This window comes from Micromonospora sp. NPDC049203, from assembly GCF_043197215.1.
Taxonomy (GTDB): Bacteria; Actinomycetota; Actinomycetes; order Mycobacteriales; family Micromonosporaceae; genus Micromonospora.
On the sequence record NZ_JBICSV010000006.1, the window covers coordinates 413,115 to 430,183 of the forward strand.

General features: G+C 74.8%; 15 protein-coding genes. 6 read left to right on the forward strand and 9 right to left on the reverse strand.

What is annotated here, in order from left to right; genetic code table 11:
* Nucleotides 1-48: 48 nt before the first annotated feature.
* Nucleotides 49-513, forward strand: coding sequence for a rhodanese-like domain-containing protein (locus ACGFIA_RS19570; protein ID WP_357472073.1), 465 nt, complete (start codon nt 49-51; stop codon nt 511-513).
* A 54-nt stretch (nt 514-567) separates the two neighbouring features.
* The gene (locus ACGFIA_RS19575; protein WP_357390487.1) at nt 568-1,146 is read left to right on the forward strand and encodes a dihydrofolate reductase family protein; all 579 of its coding nucleotides are present in this window, start codon (nt 568-570) and stop codon (nt 1,144-1,146) included.
* Here the strand turns inward: ACGFIA_RS19575 and ACGFIA_RS19580 are convergent.
* Both ACGFIA_RS19580 and ACGFIA_RS19585 read right to left on the reverse strand, forming a co-directional pair.
* Nucleotides 1,128-1,838: a helix-turn-helix domain-containing protein gene (locus ACGFIA_RS19580; RefSeq protein ID WP_357477306.1), complete on the reverse strand. Its 711-nt coding sequence runs from the start codon at nt 1,836-1,838 to the stop codon at nt 1,128-1,130. The genes ACGFIA_RS19575 and ACGFIA_RS19580 overlap by 19 nt on opposite strands.
* A gap of 21 nt (nt 1,839-1,859) precedes the next feature.
* On the reverse strand, nt 1,860-2,735 hold the full coding sequence (locus ACGFIA_RS19585) for a sulfotransferase domain-containing protein (RefSeq protein WP_357477304.1): 876 nt from the start codon (nt 2,733-2,735) through the stop codon (nt 1,860-1,862).
* 242 nt (nt 2,736-2,977) lie between these two features.
* On the opposite strand from ACGFIA_RS19585, the gene ACGFIA_RS19590 reads away from it, so the two are divergent.
* The gene (locus tag ACGFIA_RS19590) at nt 2,978-6,250 is read left to right on the forward strand and encodes a hypothetical protein (RefSeq protein ID WP_393261255.1); all 3,273 of its coding nucleotides are present in this window, start codon (nt 2,978-2,980) and stop codon (nt 6,248-6,250) included.
* A 3-nt stretch (nt 6,251-6,253) separates the two neighbouring features.
* On the opposite strand, the gene ACGFIA_RS19595 is transcribed toward ACGFIA_RS19590, so the two are convergent.
* The 3 genes from ACGFIA_RS19595 to ACGFIA_RS19605 all read right to left on the reverse strand — a co-directional run bounded on the left by ACGFIA_RS19595 (nt 6,254) and on the right by ACGFIA_RS19605 (nt 8,920).
* Nucleotides 6,254-7,243 (reverse strand): BtrH N-terminal domain-containing protein, encoded by a 990-nt coding sequence (locus ACGFIA_RS19595; protein ID WP_393261258.1) that lies wholly within the window; start codon nt 7,241-7,243, stop codon nt 6,254-6,256.
* On the reverse strand, nt 7,240-8,274 hold the full coding sequence (locus ACGFIA_RS19600; protein WP_357390477.1) for a DUF3800 domain-containing protein: 1,035 nt from the start codon (nt 8,272-8,274) through the stop codon (nt 7,240-7,242). The genes ACGFIA_RS19595 and ACGFIA_RS19600 overlap by 4 nt, the downstream gene beginning before the upstream one ends.
* A gap of 76 nt (nt 8,275-8,350) precedes the next feature.
* A complete protein-coding gene (locus ACGFIA_RS19605) occupies nt 8,351-8,920 on the reverse strand; it encodes a DUF4240 domain-containing protein (RefSeq protein WP_357390475.1) in 570 nt (189 codons plus the stop codon).
* A gap of 93 nt (nt 8,921-9,013) precedes the next feature.
* Between ACGFIA_RS19605 and ACGFIA_RS19610 the strand changes: the two genes are divergently transcribed.
* Nucleotides 9,014-9,955: an ATP-binding cassette domain-containing protein gene (locus tag ACGFIA_RS19610; RefSeq protein WP_357472055.1), complete on the forward strand. Its 942-nt coding sequence runs from the start codon at nt 9,014-9,016 to the stop codon at nt 9,953-9,955.
* Complete coding sequence (locus ACGFIA_RS19615) at nt 9,952-10,698, forward strand: ABC transporter permease (protein ID WP_357390471.1); 747 nt, start codon at nt 9,952-9,954, stop codon at nt 10,696-10,698. Before ACGFIA_RS19610 ends, ACGFIA_RS19615 begins: the two co-directional genes overlap by 4 nt.
* On the opposite strand, the gene ACGFIA_RS19620 is transcribed toward ACGFIA_RS19615, so the two are convergent.
* Genes ACGFIA_RS19620 through ACGFIA_RS19635 form a run of 4 tightly spaced genes read right to left on the reverse strand, consistent with a single transcriptional unit; the run spans nt 10,682 to nt 15,714 of the window.
* Nucleotides 10,682-13,822: a BTAD domain-containing putative transcriptional regulator gene (locus tag ACGFIA_RS19620; RefSeq protein WP_393261263.1), complete on the reverse strand. Its 3,141-nt coding sequence runs from the start codon at nt 13,820-13,822 to the stop codon at nt 10,682-10,684. The two genes, ACGFIA_RS19615 and ACGFIA_RS19620, sit on opposite strands and share 17 nt — an antisense overlap.
* Nucleotides 13,823-13,874: 52 nt before the next feature.
* Nucleotides 13,875-14,561: a hypothetical protein gene (locus ACGFIA_RS19625; protein WP_357390467.1), complete on the reverse strand. Its 687-nt coding sequence runs from the start codon at nt 14,559-14,561 to the stop codon at nt 13,875-13,877.
* Nucleotides 14,558-15,379, reverse strand: a complete 822-nt coding sequence (locus ACGFIA_RS19630; RefSeq protein ID WP_357390465.1) for an ATP-binding cassette domain-containing protein — start codon at nt 15,377-15,379, stop codon at nt 14,558-14,560. The genes ACGFIA_RS19625 and ACGFIA_RS19630 overlap by 4 nt, the downstream gene beginning before the upstream one ends.
* A complete protein-coding gene (locus tag ACGFIA_RS19635) occupies nt 15,376-15,714 on the reverse strand; it encodes a PadR family transcriptional regulator (RefSeq protein ID WP_357390463.1) in 339 nt (112 codons plus the stop codon). The genes ACGFIA_RS19630 and ACGFIA_RS19635 overlap by 4 nt, the downstream gene beginning before the upstream one ends.
* A 348-nt stretch (nt 15,715-16,062) precedes the next feature.
* On the opposite strand from ACGFIA_RS19635, the gene ACGFIA_RS19640 reads away from it, so the two are divergent.
* Complete coding sequence (locus ACGFIA_RS19640; RefSeq protein WP_357390461.1) at nt 16,063-16,860, forward strand: hypothetical protein; 798 nt, start codon at nt 16,063-16,065, stop codon at nt 16,858-16,860.
* The last annotated feature ends 209 nt before the right edge of the window (nt 16,861-17,069 follow it).

Sequence of the window (17,069 nt, forward strand, 5' to 3'; positions counted from 1 at the left end):
GAGCGGTGTCGCTCGCGCCACTGGAGCGGCCGGTCGGCGGCCACCACGATGAGTGCCATGTCGAACGTCCTGCGCATTCCCCCGGCCCGCCCCGCCGACGCCCTCGCCCACTTCACGGCCCGGCTCGCCTTCGAGGCCGACGTGAGCGACGTGCACGCCGACCTGGAGGCGGGCGTCCCCGGCCTGGTCGTGGTCGACTCGCGCGCCCTTCCGGCGTGGCGGCAGGGGCACATCCCCGGCGCGGTGCACCTGCCCACCGCGGAGATCGCCGGCCGGGCCGGCGAGCTGGTCCCGCCGGACGCCACAGTGGTCACCTACTGCTGGGGGCCGGGCTGCGACGGCGCCACCCGCGCGGCGATGGAGTTCGCCCGGCTCGGCCGTCCGGTCAAGGAGATGATCGGCGGGTACGAGTACTGGGTGCGGGAGGGCTTCCCGGTACGCACCGAGGCGGGGCTCGTGCGGCGGCCCGCCGACGCCCTCACCGCCCCGGCCGGCGCGTCGTGCGGCTGCTGAGGCGTGTCGGTTCCGTACAAGACGGCAGGTGGCGGCCGTTCCTAGCATTGCCGCATGCGTGATCTCGTCTACACCGGATTCATGTCGCTCGACGGCGTGGTGGACTCCCCGGGCGGCGGCCCGGGCGAGGACCACCGCAGCGGCGGCTGGGTCGTCAAGGACATCGAGTTCCTGCCGGAGGCGTTCTCGCTCAAGGGCGAGGAGCTGGCGCAGACCACGGCGCTGATGTTCGGGCGACGCAGCTACGAGGCGTTCGCGCCGACCTGGCGCGACTCCGACGACCACGCCGCCTACCGGGACCTGCCGAAGTACGTGGTGTCGTCAAGCCTGCCCGAGGACGCGCTGATCGACGGCTGGGGACCGCTGACGATCCTGCGCGGCACCGCCGACGTGGCCGCGCTCAAGCAGGGCGACGGCGGCGACGTCTTCATCCACGGCAGCGCCGAACTCGCCCGCCGTCTCGCCGAGGCGGACCTGATCGACAGGTACCACCTGCTCGTCTTCCCGGTGCTGCTCGGCGCCGGCAAGGGCCTGTTCAGCCAGGCGGACCGGGACCGGCAGACGCTGCGGCTGAGCGACTCGGCCACCTACCCCAACGGCGTCGTCAAGCTGATCTACGACGTGACCCGCTGAGCCGGGTCCAGCGCGATCGCCCCACCGGCGCCCGCGCGCAGCTCACCGGCCGTCCGTCCGACGTACCGGCGCAGCGCGCGGGCCAGGTGCGGTTCGTCCACGTACCCGAAGGTGGTGACCGCGTCGGCGGGTGGGCCGCCGGCGGCCAGCAGCACGGCGGCCCGGCGCGCGCGGTCGATCTGCCGCACCGCGCCCCGGGTCAGCCCGGTCGCCGCCCGGAACCGGCGTTCGAGGGTACGCGGTGACGCCGGTGGACTGCCGCCGCGCAGCGTCTCGGTGACCAGCGGGTCGCGGACCACCACACCGGCGCGGACCAGCCGTGCCACGAGCGCCTCGGCGTCGTCCGGGCCGGGCGTGGCCCACCGGCCGCCGTCGAGCCGGAACGTCCGGCGGCTCACGTCGGGCAGCTCGGCGCCGCCGTCCACCAGCTCGGGCGTGGGTACGGTCCGTAGCGAGGTGCCCACCGCGAACTCGATGCCGACGAAGGTGGCGCCCTCGGGCACCGGCGCGGTGCCGGTAGCGGTCTCGGGGCCGGAGACGGCCGCGTAGGAGTGCCCGTCACGCTGCCAGAACACGAGCCCCCAGCACGGGGTCGCCACCGAGGTCATCTCGTCGACCCGATCGCTGGCGCAGGTCCACACGGTGTCGATCCAGGCCGAGTCGGACGCCCGCGTGGTGAACCGCAGCTCCACGGCAGGAGCATACGGCGCTGGTCAGCGGGCGGGGGTCTCGTCCCGGGCGGGGTAGCCGAGGATCTCCGCGAGGTCACCGGCCGCCTTCGTGTACGCGGCGTAGATGTCGTCGTCGAAGTGGTTGCGCCAGTCGCCGGACGCGCCCTTGCGGTAGTGGGAGATCCGCCCCGGGGTCTCCTTGGCCTTCTTCATCTTGCTGAAGCTGTAGCGGGCCAGCAGCGCCTCCAGCTCCGGGCGCGGCAGCGTGATCCCGCAGTGCCGCATGAGCTGGTCGACCTCGTCGGCCTGCCGCTCGCCGGTCAGATCCTCGTAGCGGAACAGCCGGAACGTCTCGGCGCTCGGCGCGACCGCCCAGGACCGCATCTGCCCGAACTGCTTCTTGTCGCGCAGCCGGTCGATGACGTAGAGCATGCCCTCCTTCTTCGGCAGGTCCTGGAGGGCCTTGCGCGCCTGCGGGATGTCGCCCATCGGGGCGTGCGAGTTGCGCAGCGAGAAGTAGCTGGACACGACCACGTCGCGGGGATCGCGGATCACGAAGAACGCGCGGTAGCCGCCGGCCTTGGGCACCGCCTCGAACCGCTTGTGGGAGAGGAAGATGGCCAGGCCGACGCGGCCGGCCGGCACCGGCGCGGTGGCCCCGCCGGCGTAGAAGCGCGGGTCGTACGGCAGCAGCCCGCAGTGGCGGTAGACGGCCGGGTCGCTGAACAACGCCTTGATCCACTGGCTGCCGGTCTTGCGGACGGTGCAGTGGAAGATGTTGGCGAATTCGCTGCGTTCCACCACCGGCACGGTGAGTCGCATGCGGGCGTTGCGCGCTTCCATCTGTGCCCGCCGGGCCGCGACGCGCATGGAATTCGGCGAATTGTGCTTGGCGAATTCGACGGCCCGTTTAATCATTGTCCAACCTCATCCGGACCCCGGCAGGGCAGGGGCAGCACGACAACTTTGCGCACGTCACGCAGGTGAAATCCGCAGACTCCGCCTGCTCGCCCCGCGCCCCGACGCGCCGCTAGGAATATCCCCGACGGTCCTTTTGATGTCAATCCCGGCCACCTGGGAGAACGCTGAAAATCTACAATTTCCATAGGAATTGCGGAATGGTGTGAGGGGGCACCCGCGCGCACCCGCCCACCGGCACAATGGGCGCCGTGCTCAAGGCCACCCGCGCTCTGCTGACGTCACTCGATCCGCTGTCCCACCGCGACCGGACGCGACGCCTCGTGGCGTGGGCACGCACCGCGCCCGACCGTGCGCAGGTCTGCGCCGACCTGCGCCGGCAGGGCCCCTACGAGCGGCGTCTCGCGCTGCTCGCCGCGCTGGCCACCCAGGACACCGAGGCTGTCCTGGCCGCGATGCACGACCCGGAGCCCTCGATCGGCGCCACCGCGCTCAACGCGACAGTGCGGGCCGGCGTGACACCCGTCGACCTGACCGACCGGCCGGCGAACGCGCGGCGCCGGGTCTACCGGGGGCTACGCCGCCGCCCGGCGCCGGCCGTCGCCGACGCGCTGATCACCGGGGTACGCGAACGCCTCGGTGACCAGGAGGCGGCCGCGCTGCTGCCCGCCTGCGGCCCGGAGACGGTACGGGCGCTGCTGCCCGACCTGGAACACGCGCTGAACCCGGAACGGCTGATGCGGTGGCACAGCGACATCGTGCTGGCGCGCACCGCTGAACGGCTGGCCGCGGCCCCGCCGGAGTCGCGCGGGCGGATCTGGACCGAGGTCGCCGGCGCGGTGCTGCGCGGCGATCCCGGCCGGGCGCTGGACCTGCTCGACGGATACGCGCCGGAGTACTCGCTGCCCGGCGCGCTCGTCGCGTACGGGCGGCTCGCCGCACACGACGCCCGTCGGGTCGTACGCCTGCTCACCTCGCCCGGCCGCGCGGCCTGGCTGGCCGGCACCGCGCTGCCCCGGGCGCTGCTGGGCCGCCTCGCCGCGCTGCCCACCGGCGAGCTGATCCCGCTGGCCGCCCGGCTGCGCGAGCACGACCGGGCGTTCGCCGCGTTGCTGCGCGCCGTCGCGCCGAGCCGCCGCGCCGACCTGTACGACGGCGCGCTGGCGGACACCGACACCACGGCACTGCGGCCCGGCGGCGAGGTGATGGAGGCGCTGCCGGCACCGGTGCGGGCACGCGAGGCGGCCCGGGTGCTGGCCCTGCCGTCGGTCCGCGAGCGGGAGGAGCAGGTGCGGTTCTGGAGCGCGTACCTGCCGTGGCCGCAGGCGTCCGCGTCGGCGAGCGCGGCGCTGCGCTCGGGCGACGCGGACGAACGGGCGGACGGCTGGCGGCTGCTGGTGGCGGCCGCGCGCCGTTCCCGTGACCCGCGGACGGTGGCCCAGGTGGTGGTCCGCCTCGGCCGGCTGCGCAACGAGCAGGACCCGGTACGCGCCGCCGCGCTCACCGCCCTGGCCACCGTGGCGCCGCTGCTCACCGCGATGAACGCGGGCGGGCTGACCGGGCTCACCACCGACGCGGTCGACGCGCGGGACACCTCGGCGACCACCACGACCGCGTTGAGCCGGCTCGCCGTCGACGTCCTCACGCTTCACGTGGACGTGCCGGAGCTTGCCGAGTGGGCGCTTCTCACCATCGACAAGGTGAGCAGCGACGCGAACGTGCCGGTGCTGCGCCGGCTCGACACGGTCCTGCGCCACGGCCAGGAGCAGGTGGTGTTCGACCGGCTGCGCGGCCGGATCGAGGACGGCATGGCGCGCGGCCGGTACGGACTGCTGTTCGCGCTCACCGAAGCGCTCGGCCGGCGGGCCTGGCGGCTGCCCGAGCTACAGGACCTGCTGCGCCGGGCGGTCGGGCCGGACACCCTGCCCCCGGTGGCCCGTGCGGCGGCCGGGCTCTGGCTCGCCGACCCGCGTACCCGCTCGCGGCGCGTCGCCGAGGTGCTCGCCGTGGACGCGTCGGCGGTGGCGCTGCACGAGGTGTGGACGATCGTCTGCGCGTCCCGCACCGACCTGCTCGACCGGGTGCTGGACCGCCCCCCGCGCGGCCGGTTCGTGGAACGCGGCCTGCGGTGGGTGCCCGACACCGCGCCGTACGCCCAGCGCTGGCTCCCCCGCCAGCAGGAGCGCTTCGTGGCGCTTCAGGCCCGCGTCGTCGCCGACCCCGGGCAACGGGTCTGGCGGCGGGCGGCGGCGATCCGGGCCGCCGCCGGGGCCGGTCCGGCCGGACGCGAGCTGGTGCTGCGCCACCTCGACGCGTCCGAGGTGCCGATCGCCGAGGCGGCGCTCGGCGCGCTGGTCCGGACCGACCGGCCGGACGAGGCGTTCCCGGTGCTGCTGCGGTACGCCGACGGCGACCGGGCACGCGTCGCGCTGTACGCGGCCGGACGGGCCGCCCGGTACGTCCCGCCGGCTCGCCTGGCCGAGCTGCTGGGCGGGGTGCTCACCGGCGCCGCGAAGGTCACCAGCCGCAAGGAGGCCGCCCGGCTCCTGGCCCGCTACGCCCACACCGGCGTGATGGCGACGCTCGGCGAGGCGTACGCCGATCCGGACACGCACCGCGACGTGCGGGCGGCGATCGTCTCCGCCGCCCGGCAGCGGCTGGGGTCCGAGGCGACCTGGGCGGTACTGCGGGCGGCGGTGCACGCCAGCCGCGAGGAGCGGCGGGCGGTGCTCGGCGCGTTCCCGTCCGGCATCTCGGAGCGCCACCGCCGCGCCTACGCCGACCTGATCGCGGCGGCGTGCCGGGCCGACGACCGGGAGGTCCGCAGCGCCGCGTTCGGCGTGCTCGGCGGGTGGTGGCCGTGGCTGACCGGCGTCACCGACCTGGTCGTGGATCGACTCACCGACCCGGACGAGACGACGCCGAGCATCGGGGTGGCGAACCTGCTACGGGCCGGCGGCGACGCGGCGTTCCGGGCCGCGCTGACCCGCCTGGTGGAGCGGGACGCGGCCGACGACGACCCGGGCGGCCCGGTGACCGACCGGCCGGCCCGGCGGCGCGTCGAGTCGCTCGCGGAGGGCGCGGCCCTGTGGTCCGCCAGCCGACCCGCCGGCGCCGACCGGGCCGGGCTGGTCGAGGCGGCGCGGTGGCTCGCCGGCCAGGACTCCTTCCTGGGTACGGCCACGAGGCTACTCGTCGGCCTCGGCCGCCTCGACGGCCTGGACGAGGTCGCCGCGCTCTGCGCGGGCCGCCCGCTGGTCGCGGTGCGCACCGCCGAGCGCGTGGGCGCGCGCCTGCTCGACCTGCGGCAGCGGCTGGAACCGGCGGTCCTGGCCGACACCGTCGTCCACCTCGCCGGGCGCGGCGACCTGGCCGGCGGGCTGTTCGCGGTGGCGCTCGTCGGGCACGGCTCGGAGTTCGGCTGGAAGACGCCGTGGCGGGACCTACTGACCGGGTTGCGCCGTCACCCGGACGCCGACGTGCGGGAGGCCGCGTACACGCTCGACATGAGCTGACGCCTACCCGGCGTCGAGCGCGGCCAGCACCGTCATCGCCTCGCGCTCGCGGACGGCCAGGTCGGCGAGGACCGCCGACGCGCGGGTCAGGTGGACGGCGTCGCCGGTGCGCCCGGCGGTGGCGATGTGGTCGGCGACGGCGGTCCACAGCGGCGCGATGTCGGCGTACATCAGCTGTGCCCGCCGCAGGCGGGTGTCGCCGGTGACGGTGGCGGCCTCGGCGAGGAAGTCCCGGTACAGGGCGCGGAACAACGCGCCGCCGGTGCCGCCGCGTTCCATCAGCGTCGCGGCCAGCGGCAGGTCGCGTGCCGGATCGGCGGCGCGGGCCAGCCAGCGGGGCACCCGGGCGGCGGCGGTCGCGATCCCCCGGTGGCCGAGGTTGGCGATCGGCGGATCGAGGAACGCCACGGCGTTGGCCCGTACCGCCGCGCGGACGGCGGCGTCCAGGTCCGGCGGGCCGCCGGGAGCGGTGAGCGTGTACGACAGGTGGCGCGCGGTCATCGGCCCACGCGCGGCGCGGGCCCGGGCGAGGCTGCCCAGCGTGGTGGTCACCACGCCGCCCTGCTGGGCGGTGTCGACCAGGTGGGCGTGGGTGTCGTCGTAGCCGTACATCGCGACCGTGTGCCCGCCGAAGTGGACCTTCGTGGTGAAGTAGTCGAGGTGGTACGAGTCCAGTTGCAGGCCGACCGGCTGCCCGGCGTCCAGCGCGTCGGTGACGTCGCGCCACGCCCTGGCCGCCGACGTCGTCTCCCGTACCCGCAGGTCCAGGCCGAGGCGGCCGGCGGCGGCCCGGGTCACGCACAGCGGCTTCGTGCGCCCGCCGAGGAACGGCACGTCCATGCCCTTGGCGTCCCAGTAGACGAAGCCGAGCCCTTCGCCGAGGCCGAACAGCATCGGCTCGGACAGGTCCAGGCCCGCGTGCCGGGTCAGCACGCCGAGCGTGGTGGTCTCGCAGTGCAGTCCGGGGCGCGGCGTCACGCCGTCGAGGATCACGCGGGCTCCTGTTCTCTCGTCACGCCGACGGCGTTCGGGTCGGGCCCGGCGGGCGGGGACAGCAGCGGGCGCAGCGGCCCGTCGCCGGGGGTGCCGGGCATCCGGCGGGCCACCCCGGCGAGCAGGTCGGCGGCCTGGACGCGCGGGTCGTCGCGCGAGTCGGTCATCACCAGCCCGGCCAGCGGTGACGGGTGGGCCGGATCGCCGGCGGCCAGCGCCGCCTGGAGGCGGCGCAGCCGGTCCTCGGTGAGCGCGCTCTGCTCGTCGTGGATCACCAGCACCCGCCGCCGGCCGACGCTCCAGTGCAGGACGGTCTCGGCCAGCGCCGGCAGCAGCGGCTCCAGCGGCGGCGGGATCGTCCGGTCGCCCGCGTACAACCGGGCCCGCACGGCGGCTACCCGGGCCGGGTCGAGCGCGTCGAGGACCGCGCCGGCCTGCGCGTCGCCGACGTGGCGCCGCAGCGCGTCCCGGGCGGCGAAGAACCGCTCGACGCTCCGGTCGTCCGCGCGGTCCCGCCGCTTGGTGCGCAGCATCTCGACGACGGCGGCGAGGAAGGCCGCCCAGCCGGGCCCGGCCGCCCGCCCGGCCCGGTGCAGCGCCGCAGCGGCCGGACGCCGGTCACCGGTGAGGCGGGTGCCCGCCGTGTACGACGGCTCGGCCAGCAGCAGGTCGACGACCCGGGTGGCGAGGAAGAACTCCTTGTCGACCAGGTGCACGTACGCCCGGCCGCGCAGCGCCGACAGGAACCACCGCACCGCCTCGGCGGCTTCGCGGCGGCGCAGGAACTGCCGCGACTTGACCTCGTCGGGCGAGAACCGGAACCCGGACCGCAGCCCACTGATCAGCTCGGCCGCCTCGTCGCGGCTCAGGTCGACGCCGGCGTGGACGATCACCGGGGTGGCCGGGTCGAGCAGGTTGGTGCCGGAGAAACCGGACTCGTCGCAGGCGATCTCCAGCACCGCGCCGGTCAGCGCCGCGCCGGGTGGCAGCCCGCCCTGCAGCGGCAGCCTCGCACCCGTCGATCCGGCCATGCCGACCATGCTCGCCCACCCGGCCCGCGACGGACCAGCGGTTAAGCCGGATCGGGTCGGCGGCGGGTCGTGGACCTCATTCCACCGGCCGGTAGATCGCGGTCAGGCGCGGCAGGCGGGCGCGCATCTGCTCGTCGTCGTCGAAGTCGAAGTCCTCCCCGGCCGGGTCGGCCGGTGACGGGCCGGGAGCAGCCCGGTCGGCGGCGTCGAGCGCCTCCCAGAACGCGTCGGTGCCGGCGCCGGTCGCCTGGGCGTAGGCGTAGCGCGCCACGCTCAGCACCGCCTCACACTCGACCGCGTCGTCGTCCGGGTCGACGCCGGCCCCGGCGAGTGAGTCGGGATCGGCGACAGCCCGCTCCCAGACCGCCCGCCCCTGCGCGACCAGCCAGCCGCGGAAGTAGTCGAAACCGTCGTCCGAGCAGCCGCCGCGCATCAGGTAGGCGGCCGCCCACAGGTCCCAGCGCCACCCCTCCGAATTCACGTTGTCGTACGCCTGCTCGAAGCTCACAATTGCCGCCGGGCTCAGCACCGACAGCTCCGCGACCAGGTGCCGGGCCACCGCGTCGGCCCCCTCGGCGGTAGCCGTCTCACGCCCTGCGGCGCGACGTGCCCGCTCCACGATCTCCCAGAACGTCTCCCGATCCACGGCGGGACCGTACGCCGCCCCACCGACAAGCTGACAGCGGCCGTGTCAGCGCCGTGTCAGGGCGGTGGCGGTACGGCCGCCCATGGTGGTCGCATGACGAGTTCAGCGATAGCGGTCTCCGGGCTGCGTAAGGCGTACAAGGACAAGGTGGTGCTCGACGGCGTCGACCTGGACGTCCCGGCCGGCACGATCTTCTGCCTGCTCGGCCCGAACGGGGCCGGCAAGACGACCGCCGTCAACATCCTGACCACCCTGATCCGCGCCGACGCCGGGTCGGTGCGGGTCGCCGGGCACGACGTGGTCACCGAGGCCAGGGCGGTCCGCGCGGCGATCGGGGTCACCGGGCAGTTCGCGGCGGTGGACGAACTGCTCACCGGTCGGGAGAACCTGCAACTGATGGTCGACCTCGGCCCGCGCAACCGGGTGACCGGCAAACGGGTCGTCGCCGAGTTGCTGGAACGGTTCGACCTGGTCGAGGCCGCCGGGAAGCTGGTGTCGACGTACTCCGGGGGCATGCGCCGCAAGCTGGACCTGGCGATGACGCTGGTCGGCGAGCCGCGGATCATCTTCCTGGACGAGCCGACGACGGGGCTGGACCCGCGCAGCCGCCGCACCATGTGGTCGATCATCAGGGAGCTGGTCGCAGGTGGCGTGACGGTCTTCCTCACCACCCAGTACCTGGACGAGGCCGACCGCCTCGCCGACCGGATCGCGGTGCTCGACCAGGGCCGGCTGGTCGCCCAGGGCACGCCGGAGGAGCTGAAGCGCCGGATCCCCGGCACGCACGTGCGGTTGCGGTTCGGCAGCGTCGCCGAACTCGACGCGGCGGCGCTGGTGCTGCCCGAGGCGGTACGCGACGAGGAGGCGCTGGCGCTGCGCGTGCCCACCGACGGCGGGACCACGGCGCTGCGCGCCCTGCTCGACCGGCTCGACGCGCACGCGATCAGCGCCGACGACCTGTCCGTGCAGACCCCCGACCTCGACGACGTCTTCCTGGCCCTGACCGGCCGCACCCCGGAGGTGGCGGCCAAATGAGCAGGAACCACTCGGTCGTCATGCTGCGCCGCAACCTGACGCACCTGCGCCGCAACCCGACCTCGGTGTTCAACGCGGTGCTGATGCCGATCATCGTGATGCTGATGTTCGTGTACATGCTCGGCGACGCGTTCTCCGTCGGCGTCGACTACGTCGACTACGCGACGCCGGGCCTGATGCTGATGGCGGTCTGCTACGGCCTGGGCGGCACCGCGACGTCGGTGAACTCCGACATGACAAAGGGCATCATCAACCGGTTCAAGGTCATGCACGTCTCCCGGGGCGCGGTGCTGACCGGCCACGTCGTCGCCACCGTGCTGACGAACGTCCTCGCGGTCGCGGCCCTGGTCGGGGTGGCGTTCCTGCTCGGCTTCCGCCCGGCCGCCGGACCGCCGCACTGGCTCGGCGTGGCCGGCGTGGTGGTGCTGCTCAGCGTCGCGGTCAGCTGGTTCACCGTCGCGCTGGGCCTGTTCGCCAGGTCGCCGGAGTCGGCGGGCATGGCCTCCGTGCCGCTGGTCCTGCTGCCGTTCTTCAGCAGCGCGATCGTGCCCGCCGACAAGATGGGGCCGGGTCTGCGGCAGATCGCCGAGTACCAGCCGTTCACGCCGATCATCGAGACGCTGCGCGGCCTGCTCGATGGCGCGCCGTCGGCCGGCGACGTGATCCCCGCGCTCGCCTGGTGCGCCGGCATCGCGGTGGTCGGCTACCTGTGGGCGCGGTCCACGTTCACGAAGCGAGCGTGACCCCGGCCAGCCGCTCCCAGCCGGTCTCCCGGCCCTGTGCGACCGCCTCGGCGAACCCCACGTCGCCGAGGCGGTCGCGCGCCGCCGCCTCGATCCGGGGCACGTCGGGGTGGGCGCGGTCGGGCTGCCCGCGTACCTCGGTGGCGGCGCCGAGCAGCCGCGCCGCCTGGCCCGGCCGGTCCAGCCGCAACGCCAGGTCCGCGACACCGACGAGCACCTGCGCGGTCAGCGGCGCGTAGCCACCCTCGCGCGCCGCCCGGCACGCCGCCGCCCGATGGGTACGCGACTGCTCGACGTCCTCGGCCAGGTAGCCCAGCAGATCCTGGGTGCCCGCCCGGACGCTCGCCAGCTCCGCCTCGTCGCCGAGCAGCGCCGACACGGCCCGCAGTCGCGCGTACGCCTCGTCCGCGTCACCGTCGTGGCGGGCCAGGTACGCCTCGGCCAGCGCCAGTTCGGCCAGCGCGCCCGGCCAGGCGACCCCCGCAGCCAGCCGTCGCGCCTCGGCCACGGCGTCGGCGCTCGCCGCCTCGTCGCCGCCCAGCCGGTACAGCCAGGCCAGCCGCGCCCGCATCCGGATCACGTCCTCGACGGCGCCGACCTCGGTGACCGCCGCGACTGCCTGCTCGTAGTGGTCGCAGGCGGCGGCGACGTCACCGCGTACGGCGATCAGCTCGGCCAGCTCGCTGAGCGCGAACGAGATCCCGAAGCGTTCGCCGACCGCCCGGAACTCGGCGAGCGCCTGCCGCAGGCACGCCTCCGCCTGCGCCGCCTCGATGCCGAGGATGACCCGCAGCTTGCCCAGGTGCAGCCGGGCCAGCGCGCGTACCCACGGATCATCGTGGTCGAGCAGCGACTCCCAGGCGGGCAGCAGCGCGTCCGGTTCCCGCAGCATGCGCTCCATCGGCACGACCAGGGCCAGCTCCGGGTGGCTGCCGCGGCCCTCGTCGCTCAACCGGTACGCCTTGTGGATCCACTCGGCCGCGTGCTGCGCGTCGCCCGGCCCGGAACTGAGGAACAACACCACGAGTCCGTACACCACGGCGCGGACGTCGTCGGGCACCTCACCCGGCGCCTCGGTGGCCGCGGCGATCAGTTCCATGCCCTCGGTGCGGTGGCCGCCGAGCCACCAGTACCAGCCGGCGCCGGCCGAGAGCCGCATCGCCTCGGGCCCCTCACCGGCCGACAGCGCGCCGCGCATCGCGGCGGTGATGTTGTCGTGCTCGGCGTCGAGCCGGGCGAGCCAGGTGAGCTGGTCGGCGCGGCGCAGCCGCGGTTCGGCGGTCTCGGCCAGTTCGGTGAAGTACGCCAGGTGCGCGCGGCGCACGGCATCCGCCTCCCCCGCCTCGGCGAGCCGCTGCGCGGCGTACTCCTTGATCGTGCCGAGCATGCGGTAACGCGGCGCGACGTCGCCGGCGGCGGCGACCAGCAGCGACTTCTCGGTCAGCGCGGTGAGCAGGTCGAGCACGTCGCCCGGCGCGACGGCGCCACCGGCGCAGACCCGCTCGGCCGCGTCCGGGCTCGCCCCGCCGGAGAACACCGCCAGCCGGCGCAGGACCGCGCGTTCGGCGTCGCTGAGCAGCTCCCAGCTCCAGTCGACCATCGCGCGCAGCGTCCGGTGCCGGGGCAGCGCGGTCCGGCTGCCGCCGGTGAGCAGCCGGAACCGGTCGTCGAGCCGGGTGGCGAGCTGGTCGACGGACATGCCGCGCAGCCGTGCCGCGGCCAGCTCGATTGCCAGCGGCATGCCGTCGAGCGCGCGGCAGATCCGCGCCATCGTCGCCGACGTGTGTTCGTCGAACGCCAGGTCGCGGCGGACGGCGGCGGCTCGGTCCCGCAGCAGACGTACGGCGGGCGACGACTCGACCTCGGCGATCGGGGCGTCGCCGCCTGGCAGGCCCAGCGGCACGACCGGCCACAACGCCTCGCCGGTGATGCCGAGCGGTTCCCGGCTGGTGGCCAGGATCCGCAGCCGGCGGCACTCGCCGAGCAGCCGGTGGGCCAGCGCCGCCGCCTGCTCGACGACGTGTTCGCAGTTGTCCAGGATCAGCAGCATGTCCCGGTCCCGGATCGCCGCGACGAGCCGGTGGACCGGTTCCGCGCTCGCCGCGTCGCCGAGCAGCGCGTCCCGCAGGCCGAGCCCGGAGATCGCCGCCTGCACGACGTCCCCGTCGGCGCTGACGGCGGCGAACTCCACAAGCCACACCCCGTCCGGCAGGTCGCCCGTCAGCCGGCGCCCGGTCTCGGTGGCCAGCCGGGTCTTCCCGGAGCCGCCCGGACCGGTGAGCGTGGTGAGCCGGTGCTCGGTGACCAGCGCACCGACCGCGGCGAGGTCGGCGTCCCGGCCGACGAAGCTGGTCAGCTCGGCGCGCAGGTTGGTGCGGCGGGTGTCCTCCCGGCGTACCGTCTCGCCGCGCAGCAGGGCGACGTGCAGCGCCGACAGCTCCGGCGACGGGTCGGCGCCCAGCGCGTCGGCGAGCGCGTCGGCGGTGCGCCGGTAGACCAGCAGCGCCTCGGTGTCCCGGCCGGCCGCGACCAGCGCGCGCATCAGCGCCATGGCGAGCCGCTCGCGTACCGGATGGGCGGCCACCAGGTCGGCCAGCTCGGGGATCAGGTCCGCCTCCCGGCCGAGTCCGATCTCCGCGTCGTACCGGTCCTCGGTGGCGGCCAGGCGCAGCCGTTCCAGCCGGGTGGCCGCCGCGTCGAGCGCCGGGCTGCCGGGCAGCCCGACGTCGCGCAGCGCGTCGCCACGCCACAGGCCCAGCGCCTCACGCAGCAGCCGTACCCGCTGTGGCCCGTCGCCGTCGCGGGCCCGGCGGACGAGGCGTTCGAATCGCACGGCGTCGACCGCGTCGGGCTCGACGACGAGGCGGTAACCGTCCGGCAGCCCGTCGACGGCGCCCGCCGCAAGCGCCTTGCGTAGCCGCGACACCAGCCGTTGCAGCGCGTTCGCGGCGTCGGCGGGCGGCTGCTCGCCCCAGATCCAGTCGACCAGCGCCGGCTTCGGGACCACCCGGCCGGGATGGAGCGCGAGGGCGGCGAGCAGCGCGCGCAGCCGTGCGCCCGGCACGTCGGCCGGGACGCAGCCGTCCACGGTGACCTGGAACGGCCCGAGCAACCCGATCTGCACTCACCGATCCTGCCACGCCGGGCGGCCCGGTCCGGTCCGCCGCCCCCACCGGTCAGGTGGCCAGGCGCAGATGCCGGCGCTGCCGCAACCGCACCGCGGCGGCCACCACGACCAGCAGCGTGAGCGCGACACCGAAGGCCAGCCCGTGGATGAGGCCGCGGGTGAGGTAGCCGCCGTCGGTGTGGTCCACTGCGTACGTGGCGATCTCCCGGCTGAACCAGAACGGCAACGCCCGGGTGGCGCTGCCCTCGGGGTTCATCACCATCTGCAGACCGACCACTGTCAGCAGCACCAGCGTGCCCTCCAGCTCGCGCGGCAGCACGGCGCTCAGCAGCAGGCCGAACGGCACCGACACGAACACGGTCAGCGCCATGATCAGGGCGATCGCACCGTACCGGACGTCGCGCTGGTCGGCCAGGACGAGCAGGAAGTACGGGGTGGAGAGCAGCACGCCGACCGTCCAGAGGGCGAGCAGCCGGCCGAGCACCAGGTGCCGGCTGCCGTAGCCGGACAGCCGCAGGCGCGGTTCGATGCCGCGCGCCGCGCTGCCCGCGAACAGCGCGGCGGTGCTGAGCGCCCAGGCCAGGCCGAGACAGACGAAGCGGATCGACTGCCCGAGAAAGTCGCCGCGGCGGCTCAGGTAGAAGGCCAGCGGCATCAGCAGCAGGATGACCAGCACGGTACGGCGGCGCAGCAGCTCGCGCAGGGCGGCCTCAGCCACCACGAGAGTCCGGCTCACGCGTCCCGCCCTCCGGTCAGGTCGAGGACGATGTCGACCCGGTCGAGCTGGTTGAGCAGGTGGGTGACGACCACGACGGCCTTGCCCGCGTCGCGCCAGCGCCACACCTCGTGCCAGAAGTCGAGGTACGTCCCCCTGTCGAAGCCCTGGTAGGGCTCGTCGAGCAGCAGCACCTCCGGCTCGCCGAGCCGGGCCAGCACCAGGTTGAGCTTCTGCCGCGTGCCGCCGGAGAGGTGCCGCGCCTGGGTGCGTCGCGGCGGCGTCCACTCCAGCCCGGCCGCCTCCGCGCGACCTGCCCGCCGGGCGGCCGTGCGGCCCAGCCCTCGGCCGGCGCCGATCAGCACGAAGTGCTCGTCGGAGCTGAGGAACTCGGCGGTGCCGCCGTCCTGCGGGCAGTAGCCGAGCGAGCCGTGCACCTCGACGGTGCCCTCGTCCGGGCTCAACAGGCCGGCGCAGATCCGCAGGAAGGTGCTCTTGCCGGCGCCGTTGGCACCGACCACCGCCGCGATCTGGCCCGCCCCGACGGTGAGGTCCACCCGGTCCAGGACGGTCCGTCCCCGGTAGCGCTTGGTGATGCCCCGGGCGGCGAGCCGCACCGGTCCGGGCCGGCGGCGCGGCGGCCGCACGTCGGGACCGCCGAGACTGTCGACGACCGCCCGGGCGTACGTCTCCGGCGCGCCGAAGACCCGCAGCGGCGACTCCCCGCTGTCGAGCAGATGGGTGGCCGCCTCGGCGACGACGTGGCCGGTCAGATCGGGCCCCACCCCGTGCCGGCGCAGCTCGCCAGTCAGGGCGGCGAGCCAGAGGTTGTGGTTCACCGCTTCGGCTCCTCCCTCAGTATCCCGCCCACGCTCGACGCGAAGGCGCTCCAGTCGGTCACGGCCTCGCGCAGGACCGCGCTGCCGGCCGGGCTGATCCGGTAGTACTTCCTCGCAGGGCCGGTCCCGCCCTCCCGCCAGTGCGCGGTGAGCAGGCCGGAGCGCTGCAACCGCAGCAGCACCGGGTAGAGGGTGCCGCCCTGCACGGCGCCCAGCCCGTGGGCCCGCAACGCCTGGGACAGTTCGTAGCCGTAGGACTCGCCCCGGCTCAGCAGCGCGAGCACGCAGAGGTCGAGCACGCCGCGCAGCCACTGCGCCCGCCGTTCCTGGTTCATCCCGCTCCGCAGTGTCCCGATGCGACGTTCACGGACGATGACGGTAGCGCCGCTATCTAGGTAGCGCAACCACCTAGCACGGGCATCTCCGGCGCGCCGATCCTGATAAGTTGCGCGATCCGCACGGGTTCGACGGGGGAATGCGCATATCCGGCACGGGGGCCGACCGGGATTCGACGACAGACGGGCAGCCGGGCGAGGAGCCTGCGTGGACGCCGCCGGACGGCGGTCCCACCGCCGGACCGCCGCCGGTCGCGGGCGCGCCGCCGCCCACGGCGGCCGTCCGGACCAGGCACGCCGACAGCGCCGTTCGGGCCGGCCACACCGGCAGCATCGTTCGGACCGGCCGTGCCGACGGCGCCGTTCGGGCAGGCGGCGCCGTTCGGGGCGTACCCGCCGGGGCCGTCGGCTCCCGGCGGCCGCAACCGCGGGCTGGTCGTCGCCGTCTCGGCGCTGAGCGTCCTGCTTCTCGTGCTCTGCTCGGGCCTGGTCGGCGGGGTCCTCCTGCTGCGGTCCACCGGGCGTCAGTCGGCCGAACGCGAGCCGGCCGAGCCGTTCGCGGACCCGTGGCGGTCACCCGGCGGCGCGACCCCCACGCCCGGGGCGACCGAGGACGCCGAGCCACCGGCGCGGGGACCGCAGCCCAGCGACTACCCGGCCGGGCAGATTTCCGACCTGAACAACGTGTGCGACGGCGTCCTCTACTACCCGCAGTCGCCGAAGCGCACCGGCGCCGCGCCGCATCCGGTGGCGCTGCTCGTCGGCACCGACCTGGGCACGGACCGCCGGCACGACCGGGTCTACTACTACGACGAGGGCCTGTCGAAGCGGGTGGAACGGACCTGGGCGTCGGAGGACCCGAAGACCGTGCAGATGGTCGCCTGCCTGGACCGCACGAGCATCGGCGCGACGATCCGCAAGTGCCGCTACGACGACCCGAAGCCGGACACGCTGACGCTGCTGAAGGCGACCTACCGCCTGCGGGTGTACGAGGTGGCGACCGGCCGGCGGCTGCTGGACAAGGCCATGGGTGGTGACGACCAGCAGTGTCCGTATGTGGTCCTGTACGGCCCGGACAAGAAGATCTACGCCGAGGTCAGCCACCGGTCGGTGCTCGCGGCGCTGCGCGGCCTGGTCAAGCGATAGGCCGCGCCCGGCCCGGATCGGACGATCACGGGCCGGGTACGCGGCGACCGGCGGTCCCGGCCGGTCAGCGGAAGGCCCCGAGCCGGGCCCGGCGTCGTCAGCGGTTGGACGGCTTCAGAGTGTGGTTTCGCCGGTGAGGCCGAAGTAGTCGTGCCATTTGGTGGAGGGGCTGAATGTGGTGCCGGTGGACAGGGCGACGTAGATGTCGT

Excerpts from the sequence above, each read along its gene's own strand:
- ACGFIA_RS19570 (WP_357472073.1), top strand. The coding sequence starts at position 49 with ATGAGTGCCATGTCGAACGTCCTGCGCATTCCCCCGGCCCGCCCCGCC.
- ACGFIA_RS19575 (WP_357390487.1), top strand. The coding sequence starts at position 568 with ATGCGTGATCTCGTCTACACCGGATTCATGTCGCTCGACGGCGTGGTG.
- ACGFIA_RS19585 (WP_357477304.1), bottom strand. The coding sequence starts at position 2,735 with ATGATTAAACGGGCCGTCGAATTCGCCAAGCACAATTCGCCGAATTCC.
- ACGFIA_RS19590 (WP_393261255.1), top strand. The coding sequence starts at position 2,978 with ATGGGCGCCGTGCTCAAGGCCACCCGCGCTCTGCTGACGTCACTCGAT.
- ACGFIA_RS19600 (WP_357390477.1), bottom strand. The coding sequence starts at position 8,274 with ATGGCCGGATCGACGGGTGCGAGGCTGCCGCTGCAGGGCGGGCTGCCA.
- ACGFIA_RS19610 (WP_357472055.1), top strand. The coding sequence starts at position 9,014 with ATGACGAGTTCAGCGATAGCGGTCTCCGGGCTGCGTAAGGCGTACAAG.
- ACGFIA_RS19615 (WP_357390471.1), top strand. The coding sequence starts at position 9,952 with ATGAGCAGGAACCACTCGGTCGTCATGCTGCGCCGCAACCTGACGCAC.
- ACGFIA_RS19635 (WP_357390463.1), bottom strand. The coding sequence starts at position 15,714 with ATGAACCAGGAACGGCGGGCGCAGTGGCTGCGCGGCGTGCTCGACCTC.